Genomic DNA, 22,341 nt, shown 5'->3' on the forward strand with positions numbered 1-22,341 from the left:
TGTGCAGTTCCCTTTTTTATCGAGGGAAGACTATGAGCTTTTATTATTCTGTTGCATCCGGTTCATCCGGCAACTGTGCGGTATGGCAGGCGGGCGATACGTCGGTACTCATCGATCTGGGCGTGTCTGTTCGTGCGCTGGGAAAGGCGCTGCATGACATCGACATGGAGATTGAGGATTTGTCCGCCGTGCTGCTGACGCACGAGCACACCGACCATATCAAGGGACTGGCGACATTTACAAAAAAATATGATTTGCCGGTCTATGCGACCTTTGGCACCGCAGCTGCCATCCTGCAAAAGCTGCCGCAGGCAGAGAAAAACCTGCACACCTTTGCGGGCGGCGAACAGTTCGAGATAGACGGGCTGCAGGTGCGTTCCATGCCCATCCCGCATGACGCGGCGGAGCCGGTCGCGTATCGCATCGACGGCGGCGGACACCGGCTGGGATATGTGACCGATGTCGGCTTTCTGCCGGATCACATCCGCAGCACGATTTCCGGCTGTGATACCGTCGTGCTGGAATCCAACCACGATGTGGACATGCTGCGCACCGGGCCGTACCCGATGTACCTCAAGCAGCGCATCCGCGGCAAATACGGCCACCTGTCCAATGAGGACTGTGCGCGCGGCGCGGCAGCGCTCGCGCAGGCGGGTGCAAAGCGGCTGGTGCTCGCGCATCTGAGTGACAAGAACAACAACCCGCTGACCGCCCTGCGCTGCACCCAGCGCGTGCTGGACGGCACGGAGTGTGAATTATATGTCGCGCCGCGCGGCGCGATGGAGCAGCCGCTCATGCTGGCGGCAGGGGAGGATACACAATGCTCTCTGTTCGATTGATTTGTGTGGGCAAGCTCAAGGAGAAATTTTACCGTGAGGCGTGTGCGGAATATGAGAAGCGTCTGAAAGGCTATTGCAGGCTGGAGATCATCGAGCTGGCAGAACAGCGCCTGCCGGAACGCCCGTCCCAGGCGCAGATAGATGTCGCGCTGACAAAGGAAGCAGATGCGATTCGTGCGAAAATCCCGCAGGGCAGCACGGTGATCGCAATGTGCATCGAGGGCGGGGAACTGTCGAGCGAGCAGTTTGCCCAAAAGCTCAGCGGCTGGATGGGCAGCGGTACTTCGCACATCAGTGTGCTCATCGGCGGCTCCTGTGGGCTGGATGAAGCGCTCAAGCGCGCCGCACAGCTGCGGCTGTCCATGTCCCCCATGACGTTCCCACATCATCTGGCGCGCGTCATGGTGCTGGAACAGCTGTATCGCGCCCTCAACATTGCTGCGGGCGGAAAATATCATAAATAACAAACGTCTCCCGGTCGGGAGACGTTTTTGTATGCATGCGAAACGCCCGCCGGTTCCTGATTCCGGCGGGCGTTTCTTGGAGTGTTGTGGGAGAGAGTTGAGCGAAGCGCCGTTCGGCGGCTTCGTTCGGATTTATGTTGAACTTATCTGCTTTATGCGCCGAGACCCAGCGGAGAGAATGCTGCGTAAACGACGATAACACAGACAATGATGAAAGCAGCGGCAACCCAGCGGTATTTCCACGGCGTCAGGTCGACAGCCTTGACATCCGGCTGCTCCCAGGCAGTTTCACCCTTCTTCTTGTTCAGGTGGTTCATGATGCCCATGATGAGCAGCTCAATCGGCCACAGGATGAGGATGGCATACAGGTAATGGATTTCGGAATCCGGACCGCCCAAGATAGAGTAATGCGGAGCGATCAGCAGGAATGAACCGTAAGCGATGATGTGGAAAATCATGATGACCTTTGCGGCATATTTCGGCAGGTACTTGAAGAAGAAACCACCGAAAACAGCGGACAGAACCGGCAGGCCGATCAGCATGACAAACGAATCGAGGAAGGTCTTCAGGCCAGCCGGGAAGAAGTAAACCATCGGGCCGACAATCGTGGTGCAGACAGCGAACACGATGCCGATGTTCTTGCCGACCTTGACCAGCTTCTCTTCCGAAGCGTCCTTGTTGATGAATTCCTTGTAGATATCCATGGTGAACATGGTGTCAACCGAGTTCAGGACGGAGTTGAACGAGGACAGGATTGCGCCGAACATAACGGCTGCGAAGAAGCCCATGAGCGGAGCCGGGATGACCTGAGATACCAGCTGCGGATATGCTTCGTCCATCATGGTTACCTGGTCGCCCTGGAGCTCGAACAGTGCGTAAGCGATGACGCCCGGCAGAGCCAGATACATGAAGCCGATGATCTTCAGGAATGCGCAATACAGCGCGCCCTTCTGTGCTTCCTTCAGGTTTTCAGCAGCGAGTACGCGCTGAATGAACGACTGATGGGTGCACCAGGACTGGAGTCCGAGGAACAGCAGGCCGGTGAATACGGTCGGCCACGGAACTTCCGGTGCGGATGCGGTTGCGGAACCAATGGAATTCAGCTTGTCCGGATAGTTCTGCATGAGGTATTTGAAGCCGTCGACAATTGCGAGGCCGTCAGCGCCGGATGCATGACCCAGTGCATTCAGGGCAAAGAACGGGATCATGAAGCCGCCGATTAACAGACCGACACCGTTTACGGTATCCGATACGGCAACTGCCTTCAGACCGCCGAAGATCGCATAGATCGAACCGACGACGCTGATGATGATACAGAGAACGACAACAGCCTGGAACTTGGTGATGCCGAACAGGGAGGAAACACCGAAGATGTTTTCAAATACAAGAGAGCCGGAATACAGGATAACCGGAATCTGTACAACGAGGTACAGGATGATGTACGCGATGCTGAACCACAGCTTGGTGCTGCGTCCAAAACGCATACCGATCAGCTGCGGGATCGTGGTGATACCGCTCTTCAGGTAGCGCGGCGCCGCATACAGCGCAAGGATGATGCAGCACGGAGCTGCGACGATTTCAAACGCCATCGGGCTCATGCCGACCAGCCAGGTCTGACCATTTGTGCCGACCAGCTGCTCTGCCGACAGGTTAGTCAGCAGCAAGGATCCTGCAATTACGAAACCCGGAAGGCCACGGCCTGCCAGAAAATAGCCGTCAGCTGTTGTCTGGTCATCACCCGAAGTTTTCAGGTAAGAGATGACAGCAACCAGAATGGTGAAGCCGACGAATGTGATTAACGTCCAAAGCATAATTTTCTCACTCTTCCTTCTTTATCTCTTTTTGCGTTTCTTTTTTAAGATACAACATACGGATTGCAAAATTATAATATTTTTATAGCTTAATACAATCTGTCCGTACCTTCCGCTCTCTCCTCCTTGTGTGCCTATTATAACAATCGGCAGGTGCTGGGACAATGTCTGCGGTTGTCACATAATTGCGCGAATTTGCTTTGTAAAGAAATCGCCAAATGTGAAAAAAATCACACAGCAAAATCGCGCAATAAAATAGCAAAAACGATATGCTGCGGTGCTGGAAAACGGAAAGAAAAGTGTGCTTCGGGGACAAAAGAAAAGCGCCGCCCGGTATCGGACAGCGCTTTGGGAAGAAAAGAATGTCAGTTCACTGTACAGTACGTGCCGCAGACAATTCCGCAAACTTTGCCGCACAGCGGCAGGCCGGTGAACGGCGTATTGCTCGATTTTGATTTATATTGAGTATAGACGGCTTCGGCATTCCAGTCGGCAATCATCAGCTCGGCACGGTTGCCCTCTGCAACCGCCTTGCCGGTCAGACCATAGAATTGTGCCGGATTCTGGCTCATTGCGCGAATCAGCTGCATCGGCGTGACACGGCCCGTCTGAACGAGTGCAGAATTGCAGACGGAAAAGGCGGTTTCCAGACCGGTGATGCCGGACATTGACTGCCCGAATGGGCGGTTTTTCTGCTCCGCTGTGTGCGGCGCGTGGTCGGTGGCGATCATGTCAATTGTGCCGTCTACCAGTCCGGCAATCAGTGCCTGACGGTCGGATTCGGTGCGCAGCGGCGGGTTCATGCGCGCATTGACGCCGAAGGTGAGCACATCGTCCTCGGTCATGCCGAGATGGTGCGGTGTGGCTTCCGCATGGATGTCTGCGCCGCGCGCCTTGCCCTCGCGGATGAGTGCGACCGAACGGCCGGAGCTGATGTGCTGGAATGCGACGCGTGCGCCGGTCTGCAATGCGAGTTCAATGTCGCGTGCGATCATGGCTTCCTCTGAGGTGCGCATGGCGCCCAGTACGCCGAATTTTCTGGCAGCTTCACTGCCGTAGTTGACGCCGGGAGAGAGGACAAAGGCGGGGTCTTCCTCATGGAACGACAGCGGCACGCCGAGTGCTTTGGCGCGCTGCATGGCTTCCATGCACAGCCTTCCGCTGGTCAGATTGACGCCGTCATCCGTGAAGCCGGGCGCGCCTGCGGCGTGCAGCGTCTCAAAGTCGGTCAGTTCCTTGCCGCCGAGCCCGCGCGTGATGGCACAGGCCTGAAGCACGTTAATTGGTTCTTTTGCGGTTTTGTCCTGTACATATTCCAGCGTGGACAGATTGTCGCAGGTCGGGAGGGTATTTGCCATGCAGACCACGGTGGTATAGCCGCCTGCGGCAGCGGCGGCGGCGCCGGTGTGGATATCCTCCTTTTCCGTCTGACCGGGATCACGGAAATGGACATGGACATCGACCAGTCCGGGCGATACGGTGCAGCCGGATGCATCGACAACCTGTACGCCGTCAAAAGCCTCAATATGCGGCGCGATGCGGTGAATGATACCGTCGTCGCCGATCAGAATGTCAGATGGGGCGTTGGTATCGGTATACGGGTCGAGCAGGGTTCCGTTTTGAATAAGCAGCATGGCAAATCCTCCTTGTTACAAGTCGTCAGGGTTACAGAGAATACATGATAGGTTTAGTATACCATGAAACACGGTCACATGGTATGGTCGAATACAATGACCGGATTGAAACGCGGGTCGATGGCGTGCAGCTCCGTGCGGATGCGTGTGTGCAGCTCTTCCGGCACGAAATCGCGGTCGACAACGACATCGAAAATCAGATTGATCTGATGTTCTCCGTCGACCATGCGGAAGTCATGCATGGACAGAGAGGGATCGATGTCATGCAGGACTTGTTCCGTCTGGCAGCGCACCGTCTGTACGCGCTCGTTGTTGATTTCAATGGGGTCCATATGGATGACGAGGAATACATGCAGCGATTTGAGTGCCTGCTGTTCGATGGCATCGATGGTTTCATGGATGGCGATCATGTCACCGTCCGACGGCACTTCAGCGTGTACAGATGCAAACCAGCGTCCTGCACCGTAATTGTGGGCAATCAGGTCATGAACACCGAGGATGCTGTCATAAGATGTGACAAGCTCCTGAATTTCCTGTACCAGCTCCGGGTCAGCCTTTTCGCCGATGAGCGGGGAAAGGGCATCCTTGGCTAGGCCATAGCCCGCGTACAGGATGAAGGCGGCGACGACAATGCCGACATAGCCATCTATTGGCAGCGTCGTAAAGCGGGATGCAATCATGCCGAGGATAACGACACCGGTGGTGATGACATCGTTCAGGCTGTCCTGCATGGCTGCCATCAGTACAGGGGAATCAATGGCTTTGCCGATGCGGCGGTTAAACAGGCCGAGCCACAGCTTGACGAGCATGGACACGACAAGCAACAGAATGCTGCTCCACGAGAACAGGACAGCAGACGGATGCAGGATGCGGTCTGCCGAGCTTTTGATGAACTGGAAGCCGACGAAGATAATCAGCATGGAGACAAACAGCCCGGCGATGTATTCTGTGCGGCCATAGCCGAAGGGATGTTCCTTGTCAGGCTCCTTGCCGGACAGGTGGAAGCTGATGAGCGAGATGACGGAAGACAGTGCGTCCGTCAGGTTGTTGACGGCATCCGCCATGACGGAAATGCTGTGTGTCACGATGCCTGCCAGCAGCTTGACGAGGCAGAGCAGCACATTGGCTGCAATGCCGACAATGCCTGCGAGCTGGCCGTACCGCAGGCGGATGGTCTGTTCCGAAGCGCGCTCCGCACGCGGAACAAACAGCCGGATCAGTAAATTAGTCAAAATACAAACCTCCTCTTCCGCTTTTCTTTACAGAAAGAAAAGCTTGGCAAAAGAAATGTCGGGTGCGCTCCCGCGCACAGCAAACAGCCGGACGGATGGTCCGGCTGTTTGCCCCCTCTGAAGTCAGGGTGGGAAATCAGTTGGAATGTGCCGGGTGGCTACAAAATACTATAATACCACAAAATACCTGCGATTGTACACTGTACAAGCAAAATAAGCGGGATACCGAGCATAAACCGCTTGTGGCGGGTTTTGTGATGGATGATGCGCATGGTCAGATAGACGCCGGGGCATGCACCGAGGATACACAGGGCGAACAGCGTGCGTTCAGATACGCGCCATGCGCCGCGGCGTGCAGCGGATTTGTCATGCGCCGTCACCGCGATGCCCGCAAGATTGATGGCAATCAGCCAGAAATACAGCATAAAAGCCTCCTGATGATGAAAAAATAGGTAAAATTTGCCGCTGTGGTTGTTATTTGGAGTCGAATCGTGTATAGTGAAAACGTATGCTTTTCCAATACACTGAAAAAAGAATACAAATTATGAGAAATTAAGGTGGGAAAACAAAAATGGGTAAGAAAATCATCGCGTGCCTGCTCGCCGCCTTCATGCTGTGCGGCAGTGTGAGCGCGCTGGCGGCGCCTCCGAAGCTGGAATCTCCGTCTGCGTGCCTGATGGACGCGGAAACAGGTCAGCTCCTGTATGAACTGGATGCACAGACCGAACGCCCGATGGCATCGATTACAAAGACCATGACGGCGCTGCTCATCATGGAAAACGGCGATTTGAATGCATCAACTGTGGCATCTGCGGGCGCAATCAATTCCGTAGAGCTGGATTCCACCCGCGTCGGCTTTGAAGCGGGAGAGCAGTTGACGATTGATGAGCTGATGTATTGTATGCTGGTGTATTCCGCCAATGACGCCGCGAATATCCTCGCCTGCTATCTCGATGGGAGTGTGCCGGCGTTTGTGGATCGGATGAACGCAAAAGCGGCAGAGCTGGGCTGTACGCATACGCACTTTGTCAACCCGAACGGACTGGATACCGAGGGGCATTACTCGTGTGCAGAGGATATGGCGCGTATCACGCGTGCCGCCAACCAGTATCCGGAATTTGCAAAGTATTCCGGCACTGTGTACTATGAGCTGCCGGCGGACAACGTCATTTCAGCCGGCTGGCAGATCTGGACAAAGGTCAATATGATAAAGAAGGATGACCCCACATATGACGCGCGTGTGTATGCGGCGAAAACCGGCTGGACAACCAACGCGCACAATACCTTTGTTGCCTGCGGAAAGTCGGAGCAGGGAGACTTCGTTGTCAGTGTTCTGGGCTGCGCGGTAAAAAACGGGATTTTTACCGATACGACTGCGCTGTTCAATTATGGGGAGCAGGCATATCAGAAGCTGACCGTGACGGTAGATGATTATAAAAAAGCGGCGAAAAAAGCCGCAAAAAAAGCAGGCTGCAAGATTGACACCGATGCACTGGCTGATTTCACACTGCGCCTGCCGACAGGCATGGATGCAGACGATCTGGAATATACCTGTGAAGCTGCGGAGACAGGCGCACAGCTCGCCGTCACGATTGCGGAGGACAGCCGGAAGGAATATGCTGCTGTGACCAATATGGATGGCACACAACCGCTGCTGCGCGTGCCGCTGCCGCTGAAAAATGCGGAGCCCGCCGGTTCTTCCGCAGGCAGCGCGCAGGGCAGTGCAGATACGCAGAGCGGCACGGCCGGCCTGGTGCACAGTGCGGTGACAATCGTCATCGTTGTCATCGGCGCTGTGGCACTCATGTTTGTGCTGCCGTTCCTGCTCGGGCTGTATCGTCGTATACGCAGGCGCAGAAGAAAATAAAAAAGACAGGCGGGAGCTGTACCGCTTTCCCCGCCTCAGGCCTCCCCGTTTTGAGGGAGGCCTTTTTTATGCTTCGGATACCTCAATATCGCCGTATTTGCCGCCGATCAGACCCAGCAGAGCATCCGGCTTCAGTTCGACCTGAAAGCCGATTTTTCCGCCTGAGACAATCACGGTATCCAGCGCGCGCGCCGACTCGCTCAGCACGGTCGGAAATTGTTTTTTCATGCCGATGGGGCTGCATCCGCCCCGGATATAGCCGGTCAGCTTGTTGATGTCCTTCACGTGGATCATCTGCACGGACTTTTCTCCCACTGCCTTTGCCGCCTTTTTGAGGTCGAGCTCGGCGGCGACCGGGATGACGAACACATAGTGTCCGCCGGATTTGCCCGCTGTGACCAGCGTCTTATATACATGCTCGAGCGGCTGTCCCATCTTCGTGGCGACTGAGATGCCGTCGACATGCTCACCGTCGGTTTCGTAGGAATAGTGCTGATAGGGGATTTTCGCGCGATCGAGTATGCGCATTGCGTTCGTTTTGATTTCTGCCATAATACAGACCTCCTGATGTTGCTTGCATACGGTATTATACACCAAAACACGGTGCTGTACCAGCCGGGCAGTTGTCTGAGAAAACCAGACCGGGGATTGCAGAACCCTGCACGCAGACTGCACGCGAAGCACGCCGGAAAACGCACGCAAGCAAAGTGCGTGCACGAGCACGTAAATGTACAAATTGCTGTGTGCGCGCGCCCGCATTTTGGTTGTTTTGCGAATTTTATTTTTTCGGAATCGTGGTATACTGAATACAACAAAAAGAGAAGCAGACAAGTTGGAAATCACATCATACATTTTTGGAGATGAGGTGCAGACCACCTGAGAGACAGGTCTGGATGAGTTGGAGGCTTTGAAATGAAACGAATGTCGTCATCGCTTCGTGCGAAGGAAGAGTTTATGATGCTGTGCCGTGAGGGCGTGTTTCAGGCAGGAGACCGCCTGCCGTCTGAAATGAAGATGGCGGAGCGCTTTGGCATCAGCCGCGAGACCTGGCGTGCTTCGCTCGAGCTGCTGCGCCGCGAGGGTGTCATCTATTCCAAACACGGCGTCGGCACATTCCTGATGGAAGTCTCTGCAAAGAACGAGAACGATCTGACGCGCCTGTGCTCCGTCAGCGACATGATCCGTCAGGCGGGAATCTCCGAGGGACAGAGCTCGTATACCACCGGGCTGACCATTCCGAGCCGTGACATCGCTTCCGCGCTGGGTGTCAAGCCGGGTGTCAATGTCTTCTATATCAACCGCACGCGCTGCACCAAGACAGGCATGCCGATCTGTGCGAGCCTGCATTATATGCCGGTTTATCTGGCGGATGAGCTCGACCCGATGCACATGCCGGATTCACTGTTTTCCTATTTTGAGCGCCGCAAGGGTATCTTCGTCAGCCGCTCCAATTCCAGCCTGACCATCCCGAAGCCGGGAGATCCGTTGGCGGTACAGGTGCGCGGTGACCGGGATGTACAGATTCTCGGTCTGGTACAGCAGCACTTTGATTCGCGCGGCAATCCAGTGCTGTTCACGGTGGATTATCTCGACAGTGAGCTGTTCAATTTCTCTGTTACGAGAATCCGCGAAAAATAAACAACCGATCTGCCATGATTTCATAAAAAGGGGCAGCCGGATTTTCCGGCTGCCCCCTTTGCGTGTCCGCACGGATGTGCACATACAGAAAAACCGCCCCGATCATTTGACCGGGGCGGACGTTTGCAATGAATGAAATTACAGGATGATGCGGAACTTGATGACGCCATTTACCGCCTTGAGTGCTGCCTTGATTTCTTCGGTCAGCTCGCTGTTGGTATCCATGATGGTATAGGCGATCTCGCCGCGCGGACGGCTGCCCATGTTTTCGATGTTGATGCCGTGCTGTGCCAGCGTGGAGGACAGCTCTGCGATCAGGTTCGGCATGTTGCGGTGCATGATGCAGATACGGGTCTTTGCCTCGCGCGGAACCTTCAGGTTCGGGAAGTTGACCGAGTTGCGGATGGTGCCGTTCTCGAGGTAATCCATGATCTCCTGCGCCGCCATGACTGCGCAGTTGTCCTCGCTCTCTGCGGTAGAAGCGCCCAGATGCGGCAGGCACAGTGCGTGCGGCTGCGCGAGCATTTCCTCGGAAGCGAAGTCACAGCAGTATGCTGCGATCTTGCCGGATTCCAAACCGTCGATGATGGCCTTCTGGTCACACAGGCCGTCACGTGCGAAGTTCAGGATGCGGACGCCGTCCTTCATCATAGCAACTGCGTCGGCGCCGACAATGCCGCGCGTCGCGTCCATCAGCGGGACGTGTACCGTGACGTAATCCGATTCGGTGAAGAGGTCGTTGATCTCGGTGGTGTAGCGGACGCCGCGCTGCAACTTCAGAGCTGCATCGACGGACAGGTACGGGTCATAGCCGATGACTTCCATGCCGAGTGCGAGGGCAGCATTTGCAACCTTGATGCCGATGGCGCCGAGGCCGATGACACCCAGTGTCTTGCCTGCGATTTCACAGCCTGCGAAGTTGGACTTGCCTTTTTCTGCCATTGTGCCAATGGCGTCGCCGTTGCCTGCGAGGGTCTTTGCCCAGTTTGCACCGCCGACGATATCACGGGAGGACAGCAGCAGAGCACAGATGACCAGCTCCTTGACGGCATTTGCATTTGCACCCGGGGTATTGAAGACAACGATGCCGTTTTCGGTGCATTTGTCCAGCGGGATGTTGTTGACGCCTGCGCCTGCACGTGCGATGCACTTCAGGCTCTTCGGGAAGTCCAGGTCGTGCAGCTTTGCGGAACGGACGAGGATTGCATCATAATCCTCAAAATCATCCGCGCAGGTGTACTTCTCCGGGGTGAGCAGGCCGGTGCCTGCCTTGGAAATCTTGTTAAACAGCTTTACCTGATACATGTTCTACTCCTTCAAAACGACCGCCATGCCCGCGGCTGTGCGGGCATGGCAGAAACGGGGAAAATTACTTGTTGTTTTTCTCGAACTTCTGCATGAAGTCGATGAGGTACTCGACACCCTCAACCGGCATTGCATTGTAAATGGAAGCGCGCATGCCGCCGACCAGGCGGTGACCCTTCAGGTTGGTCATGCCGGCTTCAATGGATTCCTTGATGAACTTCTTATCCAGCTCGTCGTCGCCGGTGCGGAAGGTGACGTTCATGCGGGAACGGGAAGCCTTCTGTGCAGCGCCCTTGAACAGTTCGGAGGAATCGAGGAATTCGTACAGCATGGAGCTGCGCTTGTCAGCGAGCATTGCCATTGCTTCGACGCCGCCCATCCGTTCAACCCACTCAGCAACCAGCTTCATCATGTAGATGGTGTATGTGGGAGGCGTGTTGTACATGCTGTTCTTGTCAGCGGTCAGCGCGAAGTCGAGCAGTACCGGCATGTTCTCGCGGTAGTGGCCCATCAGGTCTTCACGGATGATGACAACTGCCATACCTGCCGGGCCCATGTTCTTCTGTGCGCCTGCATAGATCAGGCCGTACTTGGAAACATCAACCGGCTTGGACAGGATGTTGGACGACATGTCGGCAACCAGCGGTACATTGCCGGTCTCCGGGTCATAATGCCATTCGGTGCCGAAGATGGTGTTGTTTGCGCAGAAATAGAAGTAATCTGCGGTCGGGTCGAGGTTCAGCTGATCCTGCGTCGGGATCCAGGTGAAGTTGTCGGCCTCAGAGGTAGCGGCAATCTGGACGGTGCCGAACTTGCGCGCTTCCTTTGCCGCGTTGCGGGCAAAGTTGCCGGTGATGGCGTAGTCTGCCTTGCCGGTGACCATCAGGTTCAGCGGGATGGCGGAGAACTGCATGGTTGCGCCGCCCTGCATGAACAGGATTTTATAATTGTCCGGGATATTCAGTACGCGGCGCAGTACGTCCTGTGCGCCATTAATGATATCGTCGTAGTATTTAGATCGGTGACTCATCTCCATGACGGACATGCCGGAGCCCTCGTAGTTGAGCATCTGTGCTGCGGCTTTTTCAAGAACCGGCAGCGGCATCATGGACGGACCTGCCGAAAAGTTATAAATTCTTCCATCGGACATGAGAGAGGTACCTGCCTTTCAAACGTGCATGAAGGCTTCACAGAATGACTGAAATTTTAAGAGAAGCCCTCATAAATATTATTACGATTCACATTACTAAAATGTGTTATGTTCCTATTAAATCGCATTTGAGGCGGCGTTGTCAAGATGCAGGGCGTGTTTTCGTCTGTCTGCCGGAATTCTGAGGGGGATTTGGTATTTTTTTGTCTGTTTTGCAGGTTGGCGGACGTATTCTTGCAGGATGTAGTGTAAAGGTGGTATACTGGATGCATCCAACACATACCAAAGAGGTACCGATATGGATTTTCTTTCCAGATTTTTCGATATTCCGCATACGGGTGGGAAAGGCATCTGCCGCCTGTCGGCGCTGGAATTGGACGAGGAGACAGTGCGCACGGTGCAGGTGCGCTGTCCGGGCGCGGCGCGCGTCATTGTCGTGCTGTTTCCATATCTGGTGCGCGATGCAGGCAACGTGTCGCTGTATGCGCGCGGGCTGGATTATCACGCCGTGATCATGCGCGCACTGGAGCCGGTGTGCGCACGGCTGCGGCAGGAATTTTCGCAGAACCGCTTTGTACCGCTTGTGGATGCATCACCGCTGCCGGAGGTGCGCGCGGCATGGGTGAGTGGCGCGGGCATTCTGGGGCAAAACGGGCTGATCTTTGACCGCACCTATGGCAGCTTTGTGTTTATCGGCACGGTGCTGACCGATCTGGAGCTGCCGCCGACGCCGTCGGCACGCGAAATCTGCCCGGGCTGCGGGGCGTGCACACGCGCCTGCCCGGCGCAGGCACTGCAGCATGGCTGTGTGGATGAAGCGAGCTGTCTGTCGGCACTGACGCAAAGCAAACAGCCGATGACGGAGGAACAGCTGCGGCAGCTCGCACATCATCCGCTGGTCTGGGGCTGTGACATCTGCTCTCTTGCCTGTCCACTCAATCGGGATGCCGCCGAGACCACCAATCCGGCATTCCGGGGAAACCGCATCTGCTCGCTGGAAGCAGACAATGTGGACGGGCTGACGCGGAAGCAATTCCTTGCTGCGTTCCCGGAACGCGCGTTTACATGGCGCGGACCTGCGCCGCTTGCACGGAATCTGTCGCTCAAACGGCAAAAGTGACGGAAGCCGCTGCGGTTTTTCACGGTTTTTCTGCCCATTGTGCATTGTCGCACGCAGAAAAAAGGCATATAATAAAAAGAACGCGCCGGACGCGCATAGACCCGCGCGCAATCCGGTGGTATAATAGACGGAAAAGAGAAACAGAAAAAACGGTTCCATTTTTTATCAGGAGGATGGATTTGATGTTTGAATTTGTAAATGACAAAACGCTGGCCGAATACGAAGCCTTTAACGAGGGTCATCCGTACGGCCACTTTATGCAGTCCAAAAAGTGGGCAAACCTCAAGGATAACTGGAAGTGGGAAGCCATTGTCGTGCGCGGCGAGGATGGCAAGATTGTCGGCTCGCTGGCAGTGCTCATCCGCAATCTGCCGCATCTGCCGTGGACACTGATGTACGGCTGCCGCGGCCCGGTCTGCGACCCGCATGACCGCGAAACGATGGAGCAGCTGATTGCAGGTGCGCGCGTGCTCGCCAAGAAGTACCATGCCTATGTGCTCAAGCTCGACCCGGACGTATCCATTGAGGACAAGCAGTTCATCGAGGAGCTGGAGCATCTCGGCTTCCGCAACGCCACCGGCGACGGCAAGAACTTTGAAGGCATCCAGCCGAACTTCGTCTTCCGACTGGATGTATCCGGGATGAAGAATGAGAAGGTCTTTTCGGCACCCGCACCGGGCGAGGCGTTTGATATCTCGGTCGATGACACGCAGGGCGAAGCCGCAATCATGCACTTCAAGACCGATACGCGCACCAAAGTCCGCAAGGCGATCAAGCGCGGCGTCAAGATCAAGCTGTGCGGCAAGGAAATGATGCCGTTCTTCTCCAAGATGATGATGGAGACCGGCCTGCGCGACGGCTTCGTGACCCGTCCGGCGAGCTACTTTAACAAGATGCTCGACGCAATGGGGGACAATGCCCGCCTGTACATGGCATTTTATGAAGACAAGCCGATTGCAGGCACACTTGCGATTTATTACGGCGACAAGGTCTGGTATCTCTACGGCGCATCCGCCAACGGCACGAAGGAATTCGATGTGCGCAAGCTGATGCCGAACTACCTGCTCCAGTGGATGATGATCCAGTGGGCACTGGCGAAGGGCTGCCGCATTTACGACTTCCGCGGTGTATCGGGCGACCTGACACCGGATAACCCGCTGTACGGCCTGTACCGTTTTAAGAAGGATTTCAACGGCGATCTTGTACAGTTCGTCGGCGAATACGATCTGGTATTCAACAAGCCGGTTCACTTTGCTGTTGTCCATGGACAGTCTACTTACCGCAACCTGCGCCGCAAGCGCTTCCTGAAGAAGAATGCGGCGCTCGATACCTCCAAGCCGAAGAACCTGACCGGCGACCACCGCGGCGAAAAGAAGGAAGAGCCGAAAGCGGAGAAAAAAACCGACGCAAAGCCGGAAAGCAAGTAAAGGACGGCGAGGGATGAAGAAATTCGTCATAGAGAGAGACAAGCTGGCGGAAAATTCCCGCCGGATTCAGGAACGGGCAGGGGTACCGGTCATCGCGGTGCTCAAGGCGGACGGCTATGGCTTCGGCATGGCACAGATGGCACAGGTGCTGGCGGAGACCGGCATCACGATGTTCGCCGTCACCGAGCCGGAGGACGCAGTCAAGCTGCGTGAGCTGGGCTTCACACAGCAGGAAATTCTGGTCATGCGCTCAACCGCCATGGCAGATGAGGCGTATCAGGCGGTGCAGGCGAATGCCATCGCCACCGTCGGTTCGCCGGAGGCGGCATACTGCCTGAACGAGGTCGCAGAGGGCTGCGGCACACAGGCGCGCGCACATGTCAAAATTGACACCGGCATGGGACGGTATGGCTTCCTGCCCGATCAGTACGCAGAGATCAAGGCGGTGTATACCCACTGCGCGGGCATTCAGGTCACCGGTATTTATACGCATTTCCATTCCGCCTTTGCGGATGAAGCGGCGACGCGCGCGCAGTACAAACAGCTGTGCAATATTACGGAGCGGCTGAAGGCGGACGGTGTGGACTGCGGCCTGCGGCATGCAGCCAATTCCTCCGGCCTGTTCTGCTACGACGACCTGATGCTCGATGCGGTTCGCGTCGGTTCGGCGTTCACCGGGCGCATTCCGGCGAAAACTCCGACGGGACTGAACCGCCTGGGCTATCTGGAGAGCCGCGTCATCGAGCTGCGCACTGTCCCGAAGGGGCACACCGTCGGCTACGGCGCGGGTTATGTCACGAAGGATGCGACGCGCATTGCGGTCGTTCCGGTCGGCTATACCGACGGCTTCTCTGTGGAGAAGAAAAAAGACCTGTACCGCTTCCGCGACGTCATCCGTTATATCATCGGAGAAATCAAAAACGGGCTGGGAAAAGGCGCGATTTATATCACAGTCAACGGCCAGCGCGCGCGCGTGCTGGGACATGTTGGCCTGTGCCATGTGTCGGTCGATGTGACCGGACTGGATGTCCATAACGGCGATACCGCCATTCTGGACGTCAACCCGCTGTACCTCAGCCCACTCGTACCAAAGGAATATGTCTGACGCATTTTTATACCAGCAATTACGGAAACAGGCGGCTCAAAAGGCCGCCCGTTTTCATATGCCGGGGCACAAGGGGAAACCTGTGCTGCCGGAGCTCAACCATCCGTTTGCCATCGATTATACGGAAATCGAGGGCACAGGAAATTTATATGCCGGCGATGAGCCGATTCTGTCGGCAGAACGCGCGGCGGCGCGTTATTATGGCGCGGCGGACTGCCTGTTCCTGACCGGCGGCTCGACACAGGCACTGATGACTGCGATTGCCGCAGCAGTCCCGGCGGGGGGCACGCTGCTCGTTGACCGCAACTGCCACAAAGCTGTGACGCATGCCATGGCATTGCTCGATCTGACGCCGGAGTTTATCGTGCCGCATCCGCTGGATGAGACCGGCCTGCCCGGTCGGATTGACGCGCAGGAGGTGGAGGATGTGTTTGCGCGCGCGCCGCAGGCCGCTGCGCTGCTCGTCACCTCGCCGAATTATTACGGCGTGATGCAGGAGATTCCTGCGCTCGCGGAGCTCTGCCATGCGCACGGCGTACCGCTGCTCGTGGATGCGGCACACGGCGCGCATTTTCCGGCGGTCGGCGTGCCGTCCGCCATCGAACAGGGCGCAGACCTCGCGGCGGTCAGCACGCACAAGACGCTGCCCGCACTCGGTCAGAGCGCTATTTTGTTGTCGTCGGGGCGTATCCCGTTTGATACGCTGTTGGAGACCGCGCCGATGTTTGGCACCTCCAGCCCGTCGTATGTCCTGCTCGCCTCCATTGACCTCGCGCGCGCGTGGCTGGAAGGCGAGGGCGCGGCGGCTTATGCACGGTGCGCGCAGCGCGTCGCGGCGCTGCGGCGGGAGATTGATCGAACCACGGTGTTTTCCGCGCTGACAGATGAGATTGTACCGCTCGATCCGTGCCGGCTGACCGTGCGCTGCCGCGGCACGAACGTGACCGGACACGAATTAAACGAAATTCTGCACGCCGATTTCGGCATCGACGTCGAGATGTCCGACCGCGACCACATCGTGTGCATCTGTACCGGAGCGGACACAGAGCGCGCATATGCCCGGCTGATGGGCGCGCTGCGCGACAGCCGGTTTTGCCGCGGGCCGCAGGAACCGATTCCCCTGCTGCCGTTTCCCGCGCCGCAGCGCGCGTGTTCCGTGCGGCAGGCGTGGTTTGCCGCACGGCGGGAGGTGCCGCTGGCACAGGCAGCCGGTCGGATCTGTGCGCGCCCACTGACGCCATATCCGCCCGGCGTGCCGCTGCTGTATCCGGGCGAGCGCATCGGGCAAGTTCACATTGAATTCCTGCGTGCCGGATGGTATACTGATACTGCGCCCATCTGCGTGATGGACGAAACAGGAATCCCCGAAAGAAAGGCACATTATGCTGACATTTGACAGCCTGCTTGGAAATACCGATCTGAAAAACGCGCTGCGGCATGCGCTCGACGGACGCTTCCCGCAGGCGATCCTGCTGACCGGCCCGTCGGGCATCGGCAAGCTGACGCTTGCGCGCATTCTCGCGGCGGCACTGCTGTGCGAGAGCACCGGCGTGCGCCCGTGCGGCGTGTGCACCGCCTGCCGCAAGGTCGCGGACAGCCTGCATTCCGATGTGTCGCTCATCGACATGGGCGACGCAGAGATCAAGGTCGAAACCGCGCGCACCATCCGCTCGGATTGCGCCGTACTGCCGGGCGACGGCGAACGGCGTGTTTTTCTCATCCGCCATGCGCACAATATGAATGCCTCCGCGCAGAATGCACTGCTCAAGCTACTGGAGGAACCGCCGTCCTATGCGTTTTTCATCCTGATGACGGAAAATGCGGGCGCGATTCTGCCGACCATTCTTTCGCGCTGCACGCGCTTTGCGCTGGCGCCGCTGGATACGGCATCGGTGATGGAGCTGCTGCGGCGCAGATATCCGGACAAAAGTGCGGCGGAGCTTCAGGCTGCCGCCGCAGGCTGTCAGGGCATCGCGGGCGACGCGGTCGCGGCGCTGTCGGATGACACCGGTGAGCTGGTGCCGTACGCAGGCGCGTTTGCGGACGCGCTGGCATCGCGCGAGGAGCTGGAACTGTTCCGCGCGGCGGAGCAGTGTGCATCGCTCTCCCGTCAGCAGTTTTCGCATGTGCTCGCCGCGCTGCGCACGGCGCTGCGCGACGCGATTTTTGATGCGAACGGCATGCAGACACCGCTGCTTCCCGCACTGTGGGAACAGTCGCACGCGCTGGCGCGCGCACTGACCGTGCGGCAGCTGCTCGCGCTGTATGACTGGATGGGCGAGCTGGATTCCCGCATCAGCCGCAACCCCGGTATGGCGCTGCTCACCGGCTGTCTTGCGGCGGGGAGCTATGAGCGCATTCAAAAGTAATGGGAACGGGGATTCTCATCTTGCAAACGCATATGCGTTTTTTCTCATAAACAGGAGGAACAATTTTGGCTCAGATTATCGGAGTCCGATTCAAAAAAGTCGGAAAAGTATATTATTTTGACCCGTGCGGCATACAGGTCGAGGTCGGGCAGAATGTCATTGTAGAGACCGCGCGCGGTGTCGAATACGGCGAGGTTGCGCTGGCAAACCGCGATGTCGCCGAGGGCGAGGTGGTCAAGCCGCTCAAAAAGCTCATCCGTGTGGCAACCCCGTCGGATGCCAAGGTCGTCGAAACCAATCAGAAGCGTGCGAAGGAAGCCTTCCGCATCTGCGAACAGAAAATTGCCGAGCACAAGCTGGATATGAAGCTGGTCTCGGTCGAATACACGTTTGACCTCAACAAGGTGCTGTTTTATTTCACCGCCGACGGGCGTGTGGATTTCCGCGAGCTGGTCAAAGACCTCGCGTCCGTGTTCCGCACCCGCATCGAGCTGCGCCAGATCGGCGTGCGCGATGAAGCAAAGGTGCTCGGCGGCCTGGGCATTTGCGGCCGGCCGCTGTGCTGTGCGTCGTTCCTCGACGATTTCCAGCCGGTGTCCATCAACATGGCGAAGCAGCAGAACCTGTCACTCAACCCGACTAAGATTTCCGGCACGTGCGGCCGCCTGATGTGCTGCCTCAAGTACGAGCAGGAGGCATATGAGGAGCTGGGACGCGTCACGCCGCGACCGGATTCCACCGTGCAGACGCCGGACGGACCGGGTGTTGTCACCGATGCCTCACTGCTGCGCGGCACGTGCACCGTCGTGCTGGATGATGACCCCGGCACGCCGCACTGCTATAAGTGTCAGGAGTGCCAGATTTTGCAGGCAGCGCGCAAGCAGCGTCGCCCGTCGCACGCGGCTGCAAAGCCGGCAGAGCCGACAGAAAAGGCGGCAAAGCCGGTTGCGGAAAAACTCGCCGCAGAAAAAACTGTGGAAAAGCCGGTATCCGAACAGCCTGCGGTACCGCAGGCCACAAAGCCGGTGCAGGATGCACAGGCGGATGCGCCGGAACAGGAAATGGAAAACCGTGAGCCGTCCGGCGACAAGGCGCAGCGCGAACACCGCCGCTCTGACCGTCCGCGCAGACGCCGCCGTCCGCAGAACGGCGAGCAGAAGCACGAGGGGGAGAACAAGCCGTCGCGTCGCGAACCCCGCCGCAGCAGCCATGAGAAGAACGGTGAGAAAAACGGCGACAAAACGGAGCGACCGCGTCAGGAGCGCCGCCCGACAGACAGTACCGGCGGTGAATTTGTCGACGCGCATCGCCAGCCGCGCCGCCGCCGCCCGCGCCGCCGCCCGCAGAGCGGGGACGGAAAGCCGTCCGGCACAGCTGAAAAGAAGGATTGAGCCCGACTCCCTGTATCTGACCGGATACAGGGAGTTTTTTTGCATACATTTTACAGTACACCTCCGTTCTGCAAAAAAATGTGCGCGAAACCGCCGGTTTTGCTTGCTATTCGCCGCGGAGCGTGGTACACTGAAGGTAATTTAATTAGTTTACTTAATTATCCGAAGGAGGTGACAGGGCATGTCTGTGCATGAGCAGGTCAATACGTTTCTGGTGGAAATTTTCGGACGAATCAACAAGATTGAGCAGCGCGCCCTTGCCGCTGGACTGAACGATGAGGTAACGATTGCGGAGATCCACATTCTCGAGAAAATCGGAGATATGGAATGTGCCCGCATGTCGGACATTGCGCGTGCGCTGGATATCACGCTGGCGACGCTGACTATCGCGTGTGAACGGCTGGAGAAAAAGGAAATGATCGAGCGGGTGCGCGCCAAGCATGACCGGCGCGTCGTGCTCGTTTCGCTGACACCGAAGGGGTGGGCGGCGTATCACTATCATCAGCAGTTTCATAATAACCTGATCGATTCCGCGCTGTCCGGGCTGACTGATGACGAACAGCGCGTGCTGGGCAGCGCGCTGCAAAAAATTGAGGATTTCCTCGGCACATTCTGAAGTGCGCGGGACGAGAAAGAAAAGAGGAGTGCACTATGGGCAAAATAGCAGTCATTGCGGATTCCAGCTGTGATTACACGCCGGAGCGCGCAAAGCAGGCGGGTTTTTCCGTCATCCCGCTGGGCGTAACCTTTGAAGACGGCACGACCTACCGCGACGGCGTCGACCTGAGCGGCGAGCAGTTTTTCCAAAAGCTCGCGGCGAGCAAGACGCTGCCCAAAACCAGCCAGCCGACACTGGATGACTGGATGGAGGAATTCCGCAGGCATGAGGACTGCGACGATATCATCTGCATTACGGTGTCCTCTAAGCTGTCCGGTTCCATCGGAGGCGCTTCCATGGCGCGGCGCCTGCTGCGTGAGGACGGATTCCAGCCGCATATCCACCTGATTGATTCGCTGAATGCATCCGCAGCCGTCGCACTGTTCGCCGTCGAAGCGGCGCGCATGGCGAAGATGGGAAAGTTCGTGCAGGAAATTCTGGTGCGCATGACGTATCTGCAAAGCCATGTCGGCATTTATTTTATCATCGATACCCTGGACTATCTGCGGAAGGGCGGACGGATCGGCAGCGTGACCATGCTCGCGGGCAAGCTGATGGGCATCAAGCCGCTGATGACGTTGTCTGAGGGCGAGGCAACCAGCATCGACAAGGTGCGCGGCATACAGGCGGGCTGTAAAAAGCTCGTGGACGGCTTTTTGAAAAATGCCGCCGACTTGCACCGCGTGACGGTGATTTCCTCCTGTGCGCCGGAGCGCGTGCAGACCATCACCCGCATGCTTCAGACGCATATCAGTGATATCGAAATCACATCCGTGGAAATCGGTGCGGTTATCGGCACCTATATCGGACCGGGCGGCATTGCGCTCGCCTATGAAGAAAAGCAGGCGCGCTGGTAAAGGTTTCCGAAGGCTTACTCCCGCGGATGAAGTCGCGTTCTCCTTCCGTGTAGCAGTGCGGGAAAATGACAGTCTTTTTTGTCTGAAAACCGTCGCGGCATGCTGTACATTTCAGATTTTCATGCTATAATGAGAAGTATCTTTAGTACAATAAAGCTGTATGGACAGTCCAGCTTTCAGAAGGAGGCGCTCCCCCGGGCGGGAGGATAGGCAGCAATGAAGCAGAACAAGAACTCCGCCGTTTTAGACGGCAATAATCGGCATATTGTGCTGTTCGGCAAGACCGGCAGCGGTAAAACCAGTATTTTTAAGCAGCTGACCGGCGAGATGGCAGTCAGCACCGGCACATCCAAATACAACCCGGTGGTCGGCCTGTGCAAGCTCGGTCGTGCGGGCAATGCGACACTGATCGACACGGCGGGTCTGAATGATACATCCGAGCTGGGCGACGAGCAGGTGCGCCGCACGCTGAACATCATCCGCCGCGCGGATATTGCGATTTATGTCATCAACATGCAGGAATTCGACCGCGAGGCATATACGCGCGACCATGAATGGCTGGAGCGCAACATGATCCCGTATCTGCTGGTGTTCAACCACTGCGATGAGGCATATGCGGGCACCATCGCACAGCTGAAAACCGAATTCCCGGATGCCATTTTTATTTCCACACAGACACCGGGCTCCATCTCCCTGCTGCGCGCACGCCTGTCGCAGATGGTGCGTGCTATCAATGTGCAGGAAGCTCCGCTCATTCCGGAGGGACTGGTCAAGCCGGGCGATTATGTCCTGCTGCTGATGGCGCCGTCCGGCGGCGGCCCGATCCGCAACGAGCATCAGATGCTCACCCAGCTGGTTCACCACGGCGCGCGCGTTGTCGCTGTCGAGGAGGAGCATCTGGAGGCGACGATTCAGGAGATGCCGCACATCGACCTCGTCATTGCCTATGCGCGTTCGTTCAGCATGGTGCGCGACCTCGTGCCGGAGAACATTCCGCTGACCTCGTATTCGCTTCTGTACGGTCTGCAAACCGGTGAGCTGGATACCTTTATCGAGGGCACGCAGGCGATTGCTTCACTGAATAAGGACAGCCGCGTTCTCATCGCGGAGGGCTGCATGCACAGCAGCATGCACCGCGATATCGGCCGCGTCAAAATCCCGCGCGCGCTGCGCAGGCTGGCAGGCGAGGAACTGCGTATCGACTATTCCTTTGGTCTTGATCTGCCGGATGAGATCGAGAAGTATGATCTCGTCATTCACTGCTCCGGCTGCTCGATGACCCAGCGCTCGGTGCAGGCGCGCGTGGCCATCTGCCGCGAGGCGGGCGTGCCGATTGCCAATTACGGCACGGTGCTGGCAGCGCTGTCCGGCATGCTCGGACGCTGTGCGTCTGTTCTGGAGCCGGAAAAAGAACAGGTCGAAGAATAAATATCACGATATCATAATAAAGCATCGGCAGACCCGTATTTCGGAT

At 57.1% G+C, this 22,341-nt stretch carries 19 protein-coding genes and 1 pseudogene; 13 read left to right on the top strand and 7 right to left on the bottom strand.

Annotated elements, in window-relative coordinates; genetic code table 11:
• Positions 1-32 precede the first annotated feature (32 nt).
• The gene (locus tag ACLM7Z_RS04985; RefSeq protein ID WP_165761098.1) at positions 33-839 is read left to right on the top strand and encodes an MBL fold metallo-hydrolase; all 807 of its coding nucleotides are present in this window, start codon (positions 33-35) and stop codon (positions 837-839) included.
• Complete coding sequence (gene rlmH / locus ACLM7Z_RS04990; protein ID WP_087019190.1) at positions 821-1,303, top strand: 23S rRNA (pseudouridine(1915)-N(3))-methyltransferase RlmH; 483 nt, start codon at positions 821-823, stop codon at positions 1,301-1,303. Before ACLM7Z_RS04985 ends, rlmH begins: the two co-directional genes overlap by 19 nt.
• 152 nt (positions 1,304-1,455) lie before the next feature.
• Here rlmH and ACLM7Z_RS04995 read toward each other — a convergent pair whose 3' ends face one another.
• From ACLM7Z_RS04995 to ACLM7Z_RS05010, 4 genes are all read right to left on the bottom strand, one after another.
• Positions 1,456-3,114 carry a solute:sodium symporter family transporter gene (locus ACLM7Z_RS04995; protein ID WP_087019188.1) on the bottom strand — a complete coding sequence of 553 codons (1,659 nt, stop codon included), beginning with the start codon at positions 3,112-3,114 and terminating at the stop codon, positions 1,456-1,458.
• A gap of 365 nt (positions 3,115-3,479) precedes the next feature.
• Positions 3,480-4,748, bottom strand: a complete 1,269-nt coding sequence (locus tag ACLM7Z_RS05000) for a dihydroorotase (protein ID WP_205703620.1) — start codon at positions 4,746-4,748, stop codon at positions 3,480-3,482.
• Between the two features lie 74 nt (positions 4,749-4,822).
• Positions 4,823-5,980 (bottom strand): cation diffusion facilitator family transporter, encoded by a 1,158-nt coding sequence (locus ACLM7Z_RS05005; RefSeq protein WP_435645645.1) that lies wholly within the window; start codon positions 5,978-5,980, stop codon positions 4,823-4,825.
• A gap of 158 nt (positions 5,981-6,138) precedes the next feature.
• Entirely contained in the window at positions 6,139-6,405 is a 267-nt protein-coding gene (locus tag ACLM7Z_RS05010) for a DUF1294 domain-containing protein (RefSeq protein ID WP_087019184.1), read from the bottom strand.
• A 146-nt stretch (positions 6,406-6,551) separates the two neighbouring features.
• Here ACLM7Z_RS05010 and ACLM7Z_RS05015 point away from each other — a divergent pair, with 146 nt between their 5' ends.
• On the top strand, positions 6,552-7,847 hold the full coding sequence (locus ACLM7Z_RS05015) for a D-alanyl-D-alanine carboxypeptidase family protein (protein WP_435645646.1): 1,296 nt from the start codon (positions 6,552-6,554) through the stop codon (positions 7,845-7,847).
• A 66-nt stretch (positions 7,848-7,913) separates the two neighbouring features.
• Here ACLM7Z_RS05015 and ybaK read toward each other — a convergent pair whose 3' ends face one another.
• Complete coding sequence (gene ybaK / locus ACLM7Z_RS05020; protein WP_273349278.1) at positions 7,914-8,399, bottom strand: Cys-tRNA(Pro) deacylase; 486 nt, start codon at positions 8,397-8,399, stop codon at positions 7,914-7,916.
• 360 nt (positions 8,400-8,759) lie between these two features.
• On the opposite strand from ybaK, the gene ACLM7Z_RS05025 reads away from it, so the two are divergent.
• Positions 8,760-9,485, top strand: a complete 726-nt coding sequence (locus tag ACLM7Z_RS05025; RefSeq protein ID WP_273349280.1) for a GntR family transcriptional regulator — start codon at positions 8,760-8,762, stop codon at positions 9,483-9,485.
• A gap of 138 nt (positions 9,486-9,623) precedes the next feature.
• Here ACLM7Z_RS05025 and ACLM7Z_RS05030 read toward each other — a convergent pair whose 3' ends face one another.
• Both ACLM7Z_RS05030 and serC read right to left on the bottom strand, forming a co-directional pair.
• Positions 9,624-10,790 carry a phosphoglycerate dehydrogenase gene (locus tag ACLM7Z_RS05030; protein WP_087019175.1) on the bottom strand — a complete coding sequence of 389 codons (1,167 nt, stop codon included), beginning with the start codon at positions 10,788-10,790 and terminating at the stop codon, positions 9,624-9,626.
• Between the two features lie 64 nt (positions 10,791-10,854).
• Positions 10,855-11,940 (bottom strand): 3-phosphoserine/phosphohydroxythreonine transaminase, encoded by a 1,086-nt coding sequence (serC, locus tag ACLM7Z_RS05035; RefSeq protein WP_435645647.1) that lies wholly within the window; start codon positions 11,938-11,940, stop codon positions 10,855-10,857.
• Between the two features lie 298 nt (positions 11,941-12,238).
• Here serC and ACLM7Z_RS05040 point away from each other — a divergent pair, with 298 nt between their 5' ends.
• The 9 genes and pseudogenes from ACLM7Z_RS05040 (at position 12,239) to ACLM7Z_RS05080 (ending at position 22,295) form a co-directional block, all read left to right on the top strand.
• A complete protein-coding gene (locus tag ACLM7Z_RS05040) occupies positions 12,239-13,060 on the top strand; it encodes an epoxyqueuosine reductase (RefSeq protein ID WP_087019171.1) in 822 nt (273 codons plus the stop codon).
• 182 nt (positions 13,061-13,242) lie between these two features.
• Complete coding sequence (locus ACLM7Z_RS05045) at positions 13,243-14,487, top strand: lipid II:glycine glycyltransferase FemX (protein WP_435645648.1); 1,245 nt, start codon at positions 13,243-13,245, stop codon at positions 14,485-14,487.
• Positions 14,488-14,500: 13 nt separating this feature from the next.
• Positions 14,501-15,592 carry an alanine racemase gene (alr, locus tag ACLM7Z_RS05050; RefSeq protein ID WP_087019167.1) on the top strand — a complete coding sequence of 364 codons (1,092 nt, stop codon included), beginning with the start codon at positions 14,501-14,503 and terminating at the stop codon, positions 15,590-15,592.
• Positions 15,585-16,988, top strand: a complete 1,404-nt coding sequence (locus tag ACLM7Z_RS05055) for an aminotransferase class I/II-fold pyridoxal phosphate-dependent enzyme (RefSeq protein ID WP_435645649.1) — start codon at positions 15,585-15,587, stop codon at positions 16,986-16,988. The genes alr and ACLM7Z_RS05055 overlap by 8 nt, the downstream gene beginning before the upstream one ends.
• Positions 16,975-17,961 carry an ATP-binding protein gene (locus tag ACLM7Z_RS05060; RefSeq protein WP_087019163.1) on the top strand — a complete coding sequence of 329 codons (987 nt, stop codon included), beginning with the start codon at positions 16,975-16,977 and terminating at the stop codon, positions 17,959-17,961. Before ACLM7Z_RS05055 ends, ACLM7Z_RS05060 begins: the two co-directional genes overlap by 14 nt.
• Positions 17,962-18,026: 65 nt before the next feature.
• Positions 18,027-18,854: pseudogene (locus ACLM7Z_RS05065) on the top strand (PSP1 domain-containing protein); the annotation flags it as partial.
• Between the two features lie 679 nt (positions 18,855-19,533).
• Positions 19,534-19,968, top strand: coding sequence for a MarR family winged helix-turn-helix transcriptional regulator (locus ACLM7Z_RS05070; protein WP_087019158.1), 435 nt, complete (start codon positions 19,534-19,536; stop codon positions 19,966-19,968).
• 35 nt (positions 19,969-20,003) lie between these two features.
• Positions 20,004-20,867: a DegV family protein gene (locus ACLM7Z_RS05075; protein ID WP_273349292.1), complete on the top strand. Its 864-nt coding sequence runs from the start codon at positions 20,004-20,006 to the stop codon at positions 20,865-20,867.
• A 216-nt stretch (positions 20,868-21,083) separates the two neighbouring features.
• The gene (locus ACLM7Z_RS05080; protein ID WP_087019153.1) at positions 21,084-22,295 is read left to right on the top strand and encodes a GTP-binding protein; all 1,212 of its coding nucleotides are present in this window, start codon (positions 21,084-21,086) and stop codon (positions 22,293-22,295) included.
• Positions 22,296-22,341: the final 46 nt, after the last annotated feature.

It is taken from the genome of Butyricicoccus porcorum, assembly GCF_051246315.1.
Taxonomy (GTDB): domain Bacteria; phylum Bacillota; class Clostridia; order Oscillospirales; family Butyricicoccaceae; genus Butyricicoccus_A; species Butyricicoccus_A porcorum.

Bases quoted from the DNA above. Each gene is read 5' to 3' on its own strand.
- ACLM7Z_RS05055 (WP_435645649.1), top strand. From the start codon at position 15,585: ATGTCTGACGCATTTTTATACCAGCAATTACGGAAACAGGCGGCTCAA.
- ACLM7Z_RS05045 (WP_435645648.1), top strand. From the start codon at position 13,243: ATGTTTGAATTTGTAAATGACAAAACGCTGGCCGAATACGAAGCCTTT.
- ACLM7Z_RS05000 (WP_205703620.1), bottom strand. From the start codon at position 4,748: ATGCTGCTTATTCAAAACGGAACCCTGCTCGACCCGTATACCGATACC.
- ACLM7Z_RS04985 (WP_165761098.1), top strand. From the start codon at position 33: ATGAGCTTTTATTATTCTGTTGCATCCGGTTCATCCGGCAACTGTGCG.
- ACLM7Z_RS05015 (WP_435645646.1), top strand. From the start codon at position 6,552: ATGGGTAAGAAAATCATCGCGTGCCTGCTCGCCGCCTTCATGCTGTGC.
- ACLM7Z_RS05070 (WP_087019158.1), top strand. From the start codon at position 19,534: ATGTCTGTGCATGAGCAGGTCAATACGTTTCTGGTGGAAATTTTCGGA.
- ACLM7Z_RS05080 (WP_087019153.1), top strand. From the start codon at position 21,084: ATGAAGCAGAACAAGAACTCCGCCGTTTTAGACGGCAATAATCGGCAT.
- ybaK (WP_273349278.1), bottom strand. From the start codon at position 8,399: ATGGCAGAAATCAAAACGAACGCAATGCGCATACTCGATCGCGCGAAA.
- ACLM7Z_RS04995 (WP_087019188.1), bottom strand. From the start codon at position 3,114: ATGCTTTGGACGTTAATCACATTCGTCGGCTTCACCATTCTGGTTGCT.
- ACLM7Z_RS05025 (WP_273349280.1), top strand. From the start codon at position 8,760: ATGAAACGAATGTCGTCATCGCTTCGTGCGAAGGAAGAGTTTATGATG.
- rlmH (WP_087019190.1), top strand. From the start codon at position 821: ATGCTCTCTGTTCGATTGATTTGTGTGGGCAAGCTCAAGGAGAAATTT.
- ACLM7Z_RS05030 (WP_087019175.1), bottom strand. From the start codon at position 10,790: ATGTATCAGGTAAAGCTGTTTAACAAGATTTCCAAGGCAGGCACCGGC.
- ACLM7Z_RS05075 (WP_273349292.1), top strand. From the start codon at position 20,004: ATGGGCAAAATAGCAGTCATTGCGGATTCCAGCTGTGATTACACGCCG.
- ACLM7Z_RS05060 (WP_087019163.1), top strand. From the start codon at position 16,975: ATGCTGACATTTGACAGCCTGCTTGGAAATACCGATCTGAAAAACGCG.
- ACLM7Z_RS05010 (WP_087019184.1), bottom strand. From the start codon at position 6,405: ATGCTGTATTTCTGGCTGATTGCCATCAATCTTGCGGGCATCGCGGTG.
- ACLM7Z_RS05040 (WP_087019171.1), top strand. From the start codon at position 12,239: ATGGATTTTCTTTCCAGATTTTTCGATATTCCGCATACGGGTGGGAAA.
- alr (WP_087019167.1), top strand. From the start codon at position 14,501: ATGAAGAAATTCGTCATAGAGAGAGACAAGCTGGCGGAAAATTCCCGC.
- serC (WP_435645647.1), bottom strand. From the start codon at position 11,940: ATGTCCGATGGAAGAATTTATAACTTTTCGGCAGGTCCGTCCATGATG.